The organism is Streptomyces sp. NPDC043854 (assembly GCF_056436005.1).
On record NZ_JBWKDK010000028.1, the window covers coordinates 1 to 13,877 of the forward strand.

A 13,877-nucleotide genomic window follows, 5' to 3' on the forward strand; every position below is an offset into this window, starting at 1 on the left:
CTTCCGGCTTACATGGTGCCTTCGGCTGTGGTGGTGCTGGAGGCGTTGCCGCTGACTCCGAACGGGAAGCTGGACCGGGCTGCGCTGCCTGTGCCCGGTGCGGAGATTGTGGGGGGTGGTCGGGCTCCGCGTACGCCTGAGGAGCAGGTGCTTGCGGGTTTGTTCGCCGAGGTGCTGGGTATGCCGGTGGTGGGAGCCGATGACGATTTCTTTGCCCTGGGGGGCCACTCCCTGCTGGCCACCCGGCTCACCAGCCGCATCCGCACCACCCTCGGCACAGAACTGACCGTACGCACACTGTTCGAGGCCCCCACCGTCGCCGCACTGGCGACCCGGCTGGGCAGCGCTTCCCAGCCGGTCCGCGCCGCCCTCGTGCGAGGACGGCGTCCCAAGAGGATGCCGCTGTCCTACGGACAGCAGTGGCTGTGGTCCCTGTACTGCGAAGAGGGGCCGGGTGCCACGTACAACATTCCCCTGGCGTTGCGGTTGACCGGTGATCTGGACCGTGCGGCGCTCGGGCGGGCGCTGGCCGATGTGACGGCCCGGCACGAGGCCCTGCGGACGGTGTTCCGGGAGAGCGGTGGCGTGGCCTGCCAGCACGTCCTCGCGCCGTCCGGGACGTCCGCGGTGCTCGCGGTCACCGATACGGACGAGGAGGGTCTTCCCGGGCTGCTGGCGCAGGCCGCCCGGCATCCGTTCGATCTGGCCGCGGAGCTGCCGGTGCATGCCGAGCTGTTCGCGGTCGGGCCCGGTGAGCACGTGCTCCTGCTCGTGGTGCACCACATCGCTGCCGACGGCTGGTCGGTCGGGGTGCTCACGCGTGACCTGGCCACCGCGTACGCGGCCCGCAGCCGGGGCGGGCAGCCGTCCTGGCAGCCCCTGCCCGTGCAGTACGCCGACTACACGCTGTGGCAGCAGCACCTCCTCGGCGACCCCGGCGACCCCGACAGCCTCGCCGCCCGCCAACTCGCGTACTGGACCAAGAACCTCACCGGCATCCCCGAAGAACTCCCGCTCCCCTACGACCGGTCCTGGTCCTCCGCCGTCTCGCACCGTGGCGACCACATCAGGGTCGGCATCGACGCCGGGCTGCACGCGCAGCTGGCCGAACTGGCCCGCGGCACGGGGACGAGCCTGTTCATGGTGCTCCACGCCGCTCTCGCCGCCGTGTTCACCGAGCTGGGCGCCGGCACCGACATCCTTGTCGGCATCCCCGTCGCCGGACGCACGGACCAGGCCCTGGACGACCTGGTGGGCTTCGTCGCCAACCTCCTGGTGCTGCGGACGGACACCTCCGGCGACCCCACCTTCGCCGAGCTCCTGGAACAGTCCCGGGAAACCGCGCTCGGCGCCTACGCCCACCAGGACCTGCACTTCCTTCAGCTGGTGGAGGCGCTCGGGGCCCCCGACGCGCTCTACCACGTGATGCTCATCCTGCAGAACACCCCCCAGGGCCGCTTCGACCCGCCCGGAATGCACGTGAGTGAAGTCGACGTGGGGACCGGCACGGCCCACGACCCGCTGTGCATCGGCCTGACGGAACGAGAAGAGGCGGACGGAAGTCCGGCCGGCATGGACGGCTTGTTCCGGTTCAACACCGACCTGTTCGACCGGCGGACGATCAGCGATCTCTTCGCTCGCTGGGTACGGCTGTTGGCAGCGGTCGCGCACTCCCCCGACCTGCCGCTGAGTTCCCTGGATCACCGGTCGGCCCCGTCCCGTCCTCTCCCCGGGCGCGCTCGCTAGCTCCTGGGTCCCCCATCCCAGCCGCGGGGTACGGACGTGCCCCGCGGCGGTGCCGCACCATCCGGCGCCCCATCCGAAAACCGGTGATTGTCGCGATGTCCCTGCTGGTAGCCCAGCCCACCACCCCGCCCATGCCACGCCATCCCGACGTTCGGGGGATGCTGCGGGCCCGCTCAGTGATTCCCGGCAGACAGCGCTGGGACTTCGAGAAGGTCACGGGCAGGCCGTTCCTCGCGCGCCTGATCGAAAACCACCTCACCGAGGGTGACGAGATCACCGAGGCGCACGTGAACCCGGTCACCGGGCGGGTGCTGGTGCTGCACGACCCCGGCATCGCCTCACAGGACATCGCCCTGCGCGTGCACGTGGCCGTCACGCGCGGCCTGATGCAGGCCGACGCGTACCGCGACCGCGGCACCTCCCGAAACGGCACCGCGAGCCGTCCGGGCCCGGACGGACGGGCCGCACCGGCTCGGCGTCACGTCCTTCCCAAGGCCGTGACCTCGGGCGCTGCCGTCACGACCGCCGCCGCGGTCGCAGCCTGCGGCACGCTCTGCCTGAAACTGCTCGCCAACCCGGTCGTCAGCCTGGGACTGGCCGCCACGGCGACAGCGATCGTGGTCAAACGGTCATGGCGGCAGTTCGACCGCGCACAGCGGCCAGAGGGTGCAGCTCCGCGCGAGCGTCCGCTGCGGCACATCATCGGCAAGCACAAGCGGCAGCTCCGCGCGGCGACGCTCCTCTCCGTACTCGCCCAGTTCGCGGAGATGGCGATGTACGCCTTGGTCCCCTCGATCATCCTGGTGCTCGCCAGAGGCGGAAGCACCACCCTGGCGCAGTGGGGTCTGGCGACTACCGCGGCCCAGCTGTCGGCTCTCGCCGGCGCCGCAGGGCTGGCGTGCGTCGCCATGGCTGCCCTGGGTTACCAGGCCGACGTCAGCTGGCGACGGCTGGGGCAGGCCGTCGAGGACGACTGGCGCACGCGCACCTACGACCACGTCCAGCGCCTGGCGCCGGCCGATCTGGAGAACGAGCGCACCAGCCGGATCACATCGGTGCTGACCGAGGACATCGGCCAGATCGGCTCCTTCGTCAGCACCAACCTGCACGAAGTGGTCCAACTCGCGACCAGCTTCGCCGTGCTCGTCCCGGTGTACATGCTCCTGGCACCGCAGATCGCGTGGGTCGCCTTTGCCCCGGTCCCGCTGGTCACCTGGCTGTCCTTCCGGTTCCACAGGCGCGCGATCGCCGACCACGGTGCCTCCGGAGAGCGGCGCGCGCGGTTGAACGGCCGCATGGCCGAGAACCTTCAGGCGCACACCACCATCAAGGCCGCGTGCACCGAGGACCACGAGCGGGGGCGCGTCGCCGACCTGAGCCGTGACTACCGCGAGCTCAACCGGCGCACCGATCGCAGCGCGGCGGCCCGGACCCAGGTCCTGCGGCTGTCCGCCTGCTCGGCACTGGTCGGAACACTGCTGCTGGGAGGCAAGGCCGTGCTGGGGGGCACGCTGTCCGCCGTGGCGTTCGGCCCACTGATCGAAATGCCGGGCAACGCCCTCGCGAAGCTGAACCGGCTCGGCAGCGTCACCGACCAGTACCAGCGCACACTCACGGCTCTGGACCGCGTGCAGTACCTGCACGACCTGCCGGAGGAGCGCAGTGCCCGGGGCGGCCATCCGCTGCCCGCACAGCAGGTCAAGGGGGAGATCGAGCTCCAGAAGGTCGCGTTCGCCTACCCCGGACGGCCCCCGGCGCTGCGCGGCACCTCTCTGACCGTCGGTGCCGGCCAGACCATCGGCATCGTCGGCACCACCGGCGCGGGCAAGACCACCATTGCCAAACTGCTCATGGGGTTCCGCCACCCCAGCCACGGAGGGGTGCTGCTCGACGGCACGGACGTCCGCGCCCTCTCCCTGCCCGAGCTGCGCCGCACGATCGGGTACGTGTCCCAGGAGCCGTTCCTGTTCGATGCCACGATCGCGGAGAACATCCGCTACGGCACCTTCGACGCCACCGACGAGCAGCTCGTCGCCGCGGCCCGCACCGCCGGGGCGCACGACTTCATCGACGCGCTGCCCCACGGCTACGACACCCTGGTCGGAGAACGCGGTGCCGCGCTGTCCGGCGGACAGAAGCAGCGCATCGCGCTGGCCCGCACGGTCCTGCGCGACCCTCCGGTCGTGATCCTGGACGAGGCCACGTCCGCGGTCGACAACGAGACCGAGGCGGCCATCCAGGACGCCCTGCAGAAGTTCGGGACCAACCGCACGCTGATCATCATCGCGCACCGGCTGTCCACCGTCCGGGGCTCCGACCGGATCTACGTCCTGAGCGCCGGCGGCCGGGTGACCGAGCAGGGGACCCACGGCGAACTCCTGGCGCGCGACGGCATGTACGCCGGTCTCTGGAAACTGCAGGCCGGCCAGTTGGTGTCCGCCTGATGCCAGACCGTACCTCCAACGAACGGACGACCATGACTGCCGGAGACACGTGCAGTGCCTCATACGCCGCCGTGAGCTGGGACCCGCAGCTGTACCTGCGTTTCCCGGAACACCGGATGCGGCCCGCGCTGGAGCTGCTGGACCGGGTCCGGTTCGAGGCTCCCCCCTCCGTCGTGTACGACATCGGGTGCGGCCCCGGCACCATCACCCGTCTCCTCACCGAACGCTTCCCCCGCGCCGAGGTGCACGGCGTCGACAGTTCCGCGGAGATGCTGCGAGCGGCTGCCGAGACAGCGCCGGAGGCGCTCCTGCACCAGGAGGACATCGGCTCGTGGCGCCCCCCGCGCCCGCCCGGTCTGCTGCTCGCCAACTCCTTGTTCCACCTGGTTCCCGGCCACGGTGGCATCCTGCGGCGCCTGGCCGGCGACCTCGCCCCCCGCGGTGCGCTGGCGGTGCAGATGCCGGTGTTCCATCACACGCCGTGGTTCCGCCTGATGCTGGAGACACTGGAGGACGGCGGGCCGGGAGGAACGCCGCTCGGTCCGCCGGAGCTGCGCGGGGCGCTCTCCCGGCCCCACACCCTGGATGCGGCCGACTACCACGCCCTGCTCGCGAGCCCCGCCGTCGAACCGGACATCTGGAGCACCGAGTACCTGCACGTGCTGAGCGGCCCCGACCCGGTGTGGACCTGGGTCGAGGCCGCTGGGCTGCGGCCCGTCATCGACGGGCTGTCCGCGGCCGAGTTCGGTGCCTTCCGCAGCTCCTACCTGGACCGGCTGCGTGCGGCGTACCCGTCACTGCCCGACGGGAGGACGCTCTTCCCGTTCCGGCGCCTCTTCATCGTCGCCCGCCGTCACTGAACCGCGGAAACGGGGGCCGGCCGCGCGACGGTACCGGCAGCGCCCGCCGTGCCCAGGGACCGGGAAACGGCAGCCTGCAGACTCCGCACCACCGTGTCCAGGGCCCCCGCTCCGAGTTGCTTCATGAGGCACAGCCGCAGCACCTGCTCCGCCTCTCCGGGCCGGGAGCGGCCGGTGAGGGTGTTCCCGGAGACGTAGAGGCTGGTCAGTGGCGCCGAGGCCGCCTCGGCAAGGATCGATTCCAGCACCCGGCGGCCGGCGGCGCCCGCCGCCCGGCCGGCCGGGACGCTGCCCCCATCGGTGTCCATCGGGCCGACCGACAAGTTGATCATGTTCAGATCCGGCGGGAAGCAGCTGACGATCTCGGGGGCCCCGGCGGTCCCTGGCCCGGTGGGCAGGGACCGCCGAGGCGAGAACCGCTCGTGCAGACGCTGAGCCGATGCGATGCAGCCGCCCAGCAGGCGGCCGTAGCCATCGGCGTGCAGACCGATCTGCCGGTGCGCCGCCCAGACGGCCGCAGCCGCAGCCCCGGGGCGCGCCCCTTCCAGCGTGTGCGGACCGAAGGGGAGCCGGCTGCCGTCCCCGTGACCGAAATACGCCGACTCCCGGGCCACAAGGGCGACGGCCCGCCGGTCGCGCAGCACCAGACTGCCCGCGGGGTACGGGGTGTGACCGCTCTTGTGCGGGTCCACGGTCACCGAGTCGGCCCCGGGCAGCGCACGGAAAGCGGCGTGGACCTCTGGTTTCATTCGGGCGCCGCTGCCGGCCTGCGGCCGGTCGTCGTAGGGCGCCATGCCACCGTCGGGTTCCAGCCACAGGCTGCGGAAGTACCCGCCGAATGCGGCATCGACATGGACGTAGAACGATGCTCCGAAGTGCCGCTCGCAATCGGCGCGCAACCGCAGAACGGCGTCCAGGTCGTCGACGGCGCCCTCGCCGCTGCTGCCGCACATGGCGACCACGGCCAGGATCGGCTGTCCCCTCTGCAGCAGGTCCCGTACGCGCCGACCGAGCGCGTGCACGTCCAGCCGGTGTGCCGGCGTCAGTCCCACCGGCTCCACGTCGGCCGGTCCCAGCCCGAGCAGGTCGGCGCACTTGTCCCAGGCGTAGTGGGCACTGCGGGCGAGCAGGAGCGTGCCGGCGGTGTTCGCCTCACGCCGCTGTGCGGCGGCCAGCCGCGCGATCTCGGGGAGGAGTCCGCGCCCGGACAGGGCCTCGACGAGGTCGAGGACACGGGCGACCGGCATGTTGGCCAGGACGACCGGGGGCACGCCGGAGACGAGGTCGCGTGCGGCGGGGTGGGCCGCCACGGCGCTGGGCACGCTGCGCAGGTTGCGTGCGATCCACATGGCCTCGTAATTGGCGGCGTGCCCTCCCGACGACAGGTGCGCCCACCCCGTGCCGGGGGCGTGGCCGATCAGGCGGCACAGGTCCTCGGACACCTCGTGTTCGAGCTCGGTGGTGACCGGAGCGACCTCCGGTGTGACGTTGTTGGGGTTGTAGAGCATCGCGCAGAGGTGGGCCAGACTCGCCGCCACCGGGAGGTCCGTGGTCATGTGGGCCAGATACAGCGGCGAGGGGAACGGCGTCGACTCCCGCGCGAGCCGCCCGGACAGCTCCCGGACCAGGTCGCCGACGGTCTTCATGCTCTCGGGCGGCCCGGCGGAGCGGTGCCCGCCGTACCCCCCGTCCTCGGGCGCGGGAAGAGCCGGTGCCGCCGCTCCCGCACACTGCGTGTACCACCGGTAGTAGTCGTCGGTGACGTGCCGCAGCAGTTCCATGAACGTGTCGCGGTTGTCCGGGTGCGGAAACAGGCCCGCATCCGAGCGTGCGTGGCGCATCGGCCCTCCTCCGTGCAGGTCGGCAGCTCAGCGCACCATGTGGGCGGCGATACGGTCGAAGAGCAGGTCGATCTGGTCCCATGCCTGGGCACAGACCTGCCGCAGCGGGGAGTACTGGGCGGCGGACAGCCCGCGAAGGTAGTCGCGGCCCAGCTCCCGGTGGTCCTCGTCCACTTCCGCGTGCAGGTCGAAGTAGGAGCCGTCGGCCGCGGACCTCTCGGTGAAGGCCACACTGGTGCGCTCGCCGAACACCGCGCAGCACGACTCGACGACCATGTGAACGATCACGATCTTCGCCGCCTCGTCCGTGCCGTGCATCTGCATGACGAACCAGTTGCCGACGGCTTCCAGCATGGGGTCGTAGACCGTCTCACTGACGCCGTGCTGCTCCTTCAGCAGCACGTCGTGCCCGAACTCCTCCCGCAGGTGGTCGGCGTACACCTCGCGCAGCAGCGGATCGGCACAGACCGCCTGCCGCGCGTAGAGCATGCGCTGGAAATACACGGACCAGACGTACAGAGCGGAAACGAAGCGGTCGCGCATCTCGGGGTCCGCCCCGACCCGACCACTGTCGAACAGGTCGAACATGTGGTGCTTGCCGAACGCCTGCAGCCGTTCGTCGTTGTACCGCTCGAGGTCGGCCAGGGACGCGAGGCCGCCGCTGAACTCGACACGCGGCGCCGACTCGTCCTCGTAGAGCCCGCCGCCCTCGAACTGCACCGAGAGTCCCTGGAACTCCTCGCCCGGCCTGGTGACGAAGCCGTGCCGGGCGCCCGGGGGGACCACGACGGTGTCGCCCTCGGCCAGCTCTTCCTCCCGGTCTCCGAGGAGGCGCACCGAACCCTTGCAGACCAGGATCATCGACTTGGTCGGATGCTGGTGGACGTCCAGCTGTTCGCCGTCGGCCAGGCGTACCCAGGCCAGAGACAGCCGTCCCGCCTCCGGGACGAAGTCGGCCAGGAGGTCGTTGCGCCGGAAGTCCCGCTGCTCGCCGAGCCGGTGGGACTTTCCGTCGACCATGACGGAGGAGATCGCGCGGATGTCCTTGCGCCTGACGGTCACGACGTCGGTGGCCAGCTGCGGCCTGTCGATGGTGAGTGCGTCGTTCATGTATGGCTGCTTCCTGTGAGAGGGGGGCAGAGGGGTCAGAGGGGGATGTGTCGGGCGCTGCGCCGGAGAGCGGAAAGCAGCAGCGCGTTTTCCTGCGGTGCTCCGACGGAGACCCGAAGAAATCCGTGCCAGCCTTCCGGCTCGGGATGCACAGCGATGCGGGAGTCCTTGAGTTCCGCCATCACGGCGTCTCGGTCGACCACCCGAACGGTCACGAATCCCGCGTCGGAGAAGACGTCCTGCACGCCCGGGCAGTCCGCGAGCGCCTTCGCCAGCCGGTCGCGTTCCGCTACGCAGGAGGAGACACGCGATACGAGCTGCGCATGGTCGGACAATTCCGCCGCGGCGGCCTCGGCCACCGGGCCGGGGACGGGGAACGGCGGCCGGACCCGGCGCACCGCCTCGATGAGATCGGGTGCCCCGAGGACCGCTCCCAGCCGCAGATTCGCCATGCCGAGCGCCTTCGACATCGACCTCACCGAAATCAGACCCGGATGTGAACTCAGCCGGTGGCCGAGTGAGGGCCGGCCGGTGAACTCGGCATACGTTTCGTCGACGATCACGATGCCGTCGAACCGGTCCAGCAGGCGGTCCAGGTCGTCGGCGTCCAGACAGGTGCTGGTCGGGTTGTTGGGGTTGCAGAGAAAGATCCCCTTGACCGGAAGCGACAGCAGCCGATCGACGTCCAGCCGGTCGTACCGCACCCCGCCGAGCGGCACCCGGTATCGCGTCACGTCGTGCAGTGCTGCGAACTGCTCGAAGACGCCGAAGCTCGGCCAGGTGACCGCCACGGCGTCCCTGCCCGGCTCGAACAGTGCCCGCAGGAGGAGGTCCAGTGCCTCCGTGGCCCCACGGGTGATGGCCACATCCGCCTGCCGGGGACGACTGCCGTCCTGCGGGAAGGCACCCTCACCCTGGCCGCAGGACGGAGGCGGATCAAGAACCTCCAGCGCCGCCAGGTAGAGGGGCGCGAGGAAATCCGGCGAGTACTCGGGATAGCGGCCGTACCGCCCGCCGAAGGGGTTCTGATTGGATCGGAGGTCAACGAGTCCGAGGCTTTCCGGCCTGGGTCCGGACGGACCCAGCAGCCCCATGGAAAGAACGGACTCCCGTGCTCGCCTTAACTCTCTACGAGGCATGAGGCAGCCTATCTCGCATCACAGTGACGTTCACGCTTCCCGATGGGCGCAGAATGGGGCGCAATTCGGTGCGCATTCCACGCCGGTACCGCCGAATTCAGCGCACTGCCGCTTTCGGTACGCCGCCCCGGGAGGGGGGTGTTGCGCACAGTGTTACGGGTCCGCACCGAATTGTGCAACCTTCGCACAACACCCCTGCACAGTCATGAATATCCTAAAATCGATCTTCCGGGTTTCATTCGTGTGACGGGGAAAACGTTTCGGTATACGGAATCGATTCCGCGCACTCGAAAAATCGCAGCGCAAAGCGGCTGTGTCCCGCCGGAAACAACGAATGCCCCGTCCGCGCGCCGCGGCCGTCATGCCTTCCCGCGCCGGACCACGCTCTCCAGCGACAGCAGCGGCAGCAGCGGCCTCCGCGGGGCGGCTCTGCCGGGCTGCGGCAGTGGGCTCTCCCGGGCAGCACCTACCCTTGTTCCATGACCAGCAGCAGCGACCGGAGCACGGCAGTGGACGTCAAGGGAACATACGAGGTGCGCACCTACGGGTGCCAGATGAACGTGCATGACTCCGAGCGACTCTCCGGACTGCTGGAGGAGGCGGGCTACACCCGGGCCCCGGAGGGCTCCGACGGCGACGCCGACGTCGTAGTGTTCAACACGTGCGCCGTCCGCGAGAACGCCGACAACAAGCTGTACGGCAACCTCGGCCGGCTCGCCCCGATGAAGACCAGGCGCCCCGGCATGCAGATCGCCGTCGGCGGCTGCCTGGCGCAGAAGGACCGCGACACGATCGTCAAGAAGGCCCCGTGGGTCGACGTCGTCTTCGGTACGCACAACATCGGCAAGCTGCCCGTCCTGCTGGAGCGCGCCCGCATCCAGGAGGAGGCGCAGATCGAGATCGCCGAGTCGCTGGAGGCCTTCCCCTCCACGCTGCCGACCCGCCGCGAGTCCGCGTACGCCGCCTGGGTCTCGATCTCCGTCGGCTGCAACAACACCTGCACCTTCTGCATCGTCCCGGCGCTGCGCGGCAAGGAGGAGGACCGCCGTCCCGGCGACATCCTCGCCGAGATCGAGGCCCTGGTCGGCGAGGGCGTCTCCGAGATCACCCTGCTCGGCCAGAACGTCAACGCGTACGGCTCCGACCTGGGCGACCGCGAGGCCTTCTCCAAGCTGCTGCGGGCCTGCGGGCAGATCGAGGGCCTGGAGCGGGTCCGCTTCACCTCCCCGCACCCGCGCGACTTCACCGACGACGTGATCGCGGCCATGGCCGAGACCCCGAACGTGATGCCGCAGCTGCACATGCCGCTCCAGTCCGGCTCGGACCGGATCCTGAAGGCGATGCGCCGCTCGTACCGCCAGGAGCGGTTCCTCGGCATCATCGAGAAGGTCCGCGCGGCCATCCCGCACGCCGCGATCTCCACCGACATCATCGTGGGCTTCCCCGGCGAGACCGAGGAGGACTTCGAGCAGACGATGCACGTGGTCCGCGAGGCGCGCTTCGCCAGCGCGTTCACCTTCCAGTACTCCAAGCGCCCCGGGACCCCGGCCGCCGACATGGAGGGCCAGATCCCCAAGGAGGTCGTCCAGGACCGCTACATGCGCCTGGTGGCCCTCCAGGAGGAGATTTCCTGGGAGGAGAACAAGAAGCAGGTCGGCCGCACCCTCGAGGTCATGGTCGCGGAGGGCGAGGGCCGCAAGGACGGCACCACGCACCGCCTGTCCGGCCGCGCCCCCGACAACCGTCTGGTCCACTTCACGAAGCCGGACGAGGACGTCCGCCCGGGCGACGTGGTGACCGTGGAGATCACCTACGCGGCCCCGCACCACCTCCTCGCCGAGGGCCCGACGCAGTCCGTGCGGCGCACCCGGGCCGGCGACGCCTGGGAGAAGCGCAACGCGGCCCCGGCGCAGCCCAAGGGCGTCATGCTCGGCATCCCCACGCTGGGCGTCCCCGCCCCGCTCCCGGAGTCGGCCCCTTCCTGCGGCCTCGCCGGCTGAGCCGGATCGCCGCCCCCGTCCCGCCGCCCCGGCCGGCACCGGCACCCGGGTCGGCGGTCCTACTCGCGCTGCCGACCTCCGGAGCCGGGCAAGGTGCTGCCTGCCGCGGCGGATGCGAGGCGCCGCCGGAACCCGGATCGGACCCGCGGTGAGCCCGGGCCGGCGGATCCCGCGGGGCGGTGCCGGCGGCTAGGCTGCGGATCATGCTCGTAGCCGCCGCCGTCTGCCCCGCCCCGCCGCTCCTCGTGCCCGAGGTCGCCGCGGGGGCCGCCGCCGAACTCGGCGACGCCCGTACCGCCTGCTCCGACGCCCTCGCGGTGCTCGCCGCCTCCCGCCCCGACGTGCTGGTCGTGGTGGGCGCCGCCGGGGAGGGGGAATCCGGGCCCTACCCCCAGGGCGCCCGCGGCAGCTTCCGCCGCTTCGGCGTCGGGGTCGACGTACGCCTCGGAGACGGCGAGCGCGACGGCGACGGCGGCAGGGAGGGCGGCACGGGGCCGCTTCCGCTGCCGACTTCGCTCGCCGTGGCGGCCTGGCTCCTCGACCGTGCCCGGTGGGGGGCCGCACCCCTGGAGGCGCTCGCGGTGCCCGAGGCGCTCGACACCGCCCGCTGCCTCGAGACGGGCCGCGAACTCGCCGCGCGCGCCGACCGCGTCGCCCTCCTCGTCATGGGCGACGGCAGCGCCTGCCGGACCGTGAAGGCGCCCGGCTACCTCGACGAGCGCGCCGCCCCCTTCGACGCCGCCGCCGCGCGAGCCCTCGCCGACGCCGACACCGCCGCGCTCGCCGCCCTCGACGCGGGCCTCGCCCGCGAGCTCCAGGCCGCGGGCCGGGCCCCCTGGCAGGTGCTGGCCGGCGCCGCCGAGGGCGCGGGCCTGGGCGGCCGGCTGCTCTACGAGGACGCCCCCTACGGCGTCGGCTACTTCGTCGCCGCCTGGTCCTAGCCGTCCTGACCGGCCGCCGCCCCGGCCCCGGCCCCGGACATGGAAAAGGGCGCGGTGGCCGCCGGCCCCGCGCCCCTTCCGGGACCGCGGTCAGGAGGCGGCCGGCGGCGTGGGCCCGCCGGGGGCTTCCTTGTGCGCGATCTTGCCCAGGGCTTCCTTCGCCTTGCCCGTTCCGGACGTGATCTTGTCGCTGTACTTGCCGTGCGTCTTGGAGTCCACGGCCTTCGCGACCTTGTCCAGACCCTCGCCGATCCTGCCCTCGTTCTTGTGCGCGAGGTCGCCGACCTTCTCCTTCGCCGGAGCGAGCTTGGCCTTCAGTGTGTCCAGCAGGCCCATGGGTCACCTTCCCGTGGCGGTGGCTACGTACGGGCGTCCTCGCCGGCTTCGCTGTCCGCCGCGGCCCGCGCCGACTGCTGCTGCGGAATCTCCGCGGCCTCCGCCGCGGGAGGCTGCACCGCAGCCGACCCGGGCCCGGCTGCCCCGTCGGCCACCACGGACTCCGCCGTCACGTCCTCCGTCGCGACGTCATCAGCCGCCACATGGCCCTTGCGACGAAAAAACCGGTCAAAAACGCCCATGTCTACTCCCCTTAACGTTACTCGTGCGGGTGAAGTTCCGCCCGGTCCGGCCGCGCCTGCGCCGGGCGCACGCCCGGCGGAACCACGTCAGGGCAACGACCCCGCCCCCACCCCGTCACGTAGCTCGATCGAGTACATGCCGGAGGGTTTGCGAGACTGGGGCAGTGAGCAACGCAGCCCCCGCCCCGCGGGTCATCGCCGTCGTCGGCCCCACCGCGGCCGGAAAGTCCGACCTGGGCGTGGCCCTGGCCCGCCATTTCGACGGCGAAGTCGTCAACGCCGACTCCATGCAGCTCTACCGCGGGATGGACATCGGCACCGCCAAGCTGACGGAGGAGGAGCGCGGCGGGGTCCCGCACCACCTCCTCGACATCTGGGACGTGACCGAGACGGCGAGCGTCGCCGAGTACCAGCGCCTGGCCCGCGCCGAGATCGACAAGCTGCTCGCCCAGGGCCGTACGCCCGTCCTCGTCGGCGGATCCGGGCTGTACGTCCGCGGCGCCCTCGACGCCATGGAGTTCCCCGGCACCGACCCCGCCGTCCGGGCCCGGCTGGAGGAGGAGCTCGCCGAGCGCGGCCCCGGTGTCCTGCACGCCCGGCTCGCCGCCGCCGACCCGGCCGCGGCGCAGGCGATCCTGCCCGGCAACGGCCGCCGCATCGTCCGCGCCCTGGAGGTCATCGAGATCACCGGGAAGCCCTTCACCGCCAACCTGCCCGGCCACGAGTCCGTCTACGACACCGTCCAGATCGGCGTCGACGTGGGCCGGCCGGAACTCGACGAGCGGATCGCCCGGCGCGTGGACCGGATGTGGGAGGACGGGCTCGTGGACGAGGTCCGGGCCCTGGAGGTCCGCGGCCTGCGCGACGGGATCACCGCCTCCAGGGCGCTCGGCTACCAGCAGGTGCTGGCCGCCCTGGCCGGGGAGTGCACCGAGGACGAGGCCAGGGCCGAGACGATCCGGGCCACCAAGCGGTTCGCCCGCCGCCAGGACTCCTGGTTCCGCCGCGACCCCCGTGTCCACTGGCTCAGCGGAGCTGCCGCGGACCGCCGGGAACTCCCCGGACTCGCGCAGTCGTTGGTCGAACGAGCGGTTACAGCCTGATCACGTGATGGCATCGGGACGCCCCGCGCGCGCGTTCGGGGCCCCGGACCGTGCCATCATCAAATTCCGCGGGTGTGGTCACCGGCGGTGAACGGCAGCGTGCGAAGTCCGAGTG

11 protein-coding genes are annotated in these 13,877 nt (G+C 71.4%); 6 read left to right on the plus strand and 5 right to left on the minus strand.

Annotated elements, in window-relative coordinates; all coding sequences use genetic code 11:
• The first annotated feature begins 147 nt into the window (after positions 1-147).
• From AC068A_RS23945 to AC068A_RS23955, 3 genes are all read left to right on the plus strand, one after another.
• Positions 148-1,746: a condensation domain-containing protein gene (locus AC068A_RS23945; protein ID WP_478587997.1), complete on the plus strand. Its 1,599-nt coding sequence runs from the start codon at positions 148-150 to the stop codon at positions 1,744-1,746.
• A 95-nt stretch (positions 1,747-1,841) separates the two neighbouring features.
• A complete protein-coding gene (locus AC068A_RS23950; RefSeq protein WP_478587999.1) occupies positions 1,842-4,190 on the plus strand; it encodes an ATP-binding cassette domain-containing protein in 2,349 nt (782 codons plus the stop codon).
• Positions 4,191-4,222: 32 nt separating this feature from the next.
• Positions 4,223-5,050 (plus strand): methyltransferase domain-containing protein, encoded by an 828-nt coding sequence (locus AC068A_RS23955; RefSeq protein ID WP_478588001.1) that lies wholly within the window; start codon positions 4,223-4,225, stop codon positions 5,048-5,050.
• On the opposite strand, the gene AC068A_RS23960 is transcribed toward AC068A_RS23955, so the two are convergent.
• From AC068A_RS23960 to AC068A_RS23970, 3 genes are read right to left on the minus strand one after another with little or no spacing between them, the layout of a single operon-like run.
• Positions 5,044-6,891: a pyridoxal phosphate-dependent decarboxylase family protein gene (locus AC068A_RS23960; RefSeq protein ID WP_478588002.1), complete on the minus strand. Its 1,848-nt coding sequence runs from the start codon at positions 6,889-6,891 to the stop codon at positions 5,044-5,046. The genes AC068A_RS23955 and AC068A_RS23960 overlap by 7 nt on opposite strands.
• A gap of 27 nt (positions 6,892-6,918) precedes the next feature.
• A complete protein-coding gene (locus AC068A_RS23965) occupies positions 6,919-8,001 on the minus strand; it encodes a cupin domain-containing protein (protein WP_478588004.1) in 1,083 nt (360 codons plus the stop codon).
• A gap of 35 nt (positions 8,002-8,036) precedes the next feature.
• Entirely contained in the window at positions 8,037-9,095 is a 1,059-nt protein-coding gene (locus tag AC068A_RS23970) for a pyridoxal phosphate-dependent aminotransferase (RefSeq protein ID WP_478588006.1), read from the minus strand.
• A gap of 524 nt (positions 9,096-9,619) precedes the next feature.
• On the opposite strand from AC068A_RS23970, the gene miaB reads away from it, so the two are divergent.
• On the plus strand, positions 9,620-11,140 hold the full coding sequence (miaB, locus tag AC068A_RS23975; RefSeq protein WP_478588008.1) for a tRNA (N6-isopentenyl adenosine(37)-C2)-methylthiotransferase MiaB: 1,521 nt from the start codon (positions 9,620-9,622) through the stop codon (positions 11,138-11,140).
• Between the two features lie 203 nt (positions 11,141-11,343).
• Positions 11,344-12,081 carry a class III extradiol ring-cleavage dioxygenase family protein gene (locus tag AC068A_RS23980; RefSeq protein WP_478588010.1) on the plus strand — a complete coding sequence of 246 codons (738 nt, stop codon included), beginning with the start codon at positions 11,344-11,346 and terminating at the stop codon, positions 12,079-12,081.
• A gap of 90 nt (positions 12,082-12,171) precedes the next feature.
• Here AC068A_RS23980 and AC068A_RS23985 read toward each other — a convergent pair whose 3' ends face one another.
• On the minus strand, positions 12,172-12,417 hold the full coding sequence (locus tag AC068A_RS23985; RefSeq protein WP_478588012.1) for an antitoxin: 246 nt from the start codon (positions 12,415-12,417) through the stop codon (positions 12,172-12,174).
• A gap of 23 nt (positions 12,418-12,440) precedes the next feature.
• Positions 12,441-12,659: a hypothetical protein gene (locus AC068A_RS23990; RefSeq protein WP_478588014.1), complete on the minus strand. Its 219-nt coding sequence runs from the start codon at positions 12,657-12,659 to the stop codon at positions 12,441-12,443.
• A gap of 164 nt (positions 12,660-12,823) precedes the next feature.
• Here AC068A_RS23990 and miaA point away from each other — a divergent pair, with 164 nt between their 5' ends.
• Positions 12,824-13,762, plus strand: a complete 939-nt coding sequence (miaA, locus tag AC068A_RS23995) for a tRNA (adenosine(37)-N6)-dimethylallyltransferase MiaA (protein ID WP_478588016.1) — start codon at positions 12,824-12,826, stop codon at positions 13,760-13,762.
• Positions 13,763-13,877 lie beyond the last annotated feature (115 nt).

What these genes read in the sequence shown, in the direction of transcription:
- AC068A_RS23950 (WP_478587999.1), top strand. Translation starts at nt 1,842, where the DNA reads ATGTCCCTGCTGGTAGCCCAGCCCACCACCCCGCCCATGCCACGCCAT.
- AC068A_RS23955 (WP_478588001.1), top strand. Translation starts at nt 4,223, where the DNA reads ATGACTGCCGGAGACACGTGCAGTGCCTCATACGCCGCCGTGAGCTGG.
- AC068A_RS23960 (WP_478588002.1), bottom strand. Translation starts at nt 6,891, where the DNA reads ATGCGCCACGCACGCTCGGATGCGGGCCTGTTTCCGCACCCGGACAAC.
- AC068A_RS23965 (WP_478588004.1), bottom strand. Translation starts at nt 8,001, where the DNA reads ATGAACGACGCACTCACCATCGACAGGCCGCAGCTGGCCACCGACGTC.
- AC068A_RS23970 (WP_478588006.1), bottom strand. Translation starts at nt 9,095, where the DNA reads ATGGGGCTGCTGGGTCCGTCCGGACCCAGGCCGGAAAGCCTCGGACTC.
- miaB (WP_478588008.1), top strand. Translation starts at nt 9,620, where the DNA reads ATGACCAGCAGCAGCGACCGGAGCACGGCAGTGGACGTCAAGGGAACA.
- AC068A_RS23980 (WP_478588010.1), top strand. Translation starts at nt 11,344, where the DNA reads ATGCTCGTAGCCGCCGCCGTCTGCCCCGCCCCGCCGCTCCTCGTGCCC.
- AC068A_RS23985 (WP_478588012.1), bottom strand. Translation starts at nt 12,417, where the DNA reads ATGGGCCTGCTGGACACACTGAAGGCCAAGCTCGCTCCGGCGAAGGAG.
- AC068A_RS23990 (WP_478588014.1), bottom strand. Translation starts at nt 12,659, where the DNA reads ATGGGCGTTTTTGACCGGTTTTTTCGTCGCAAGGGCCATGTGGCGGCT.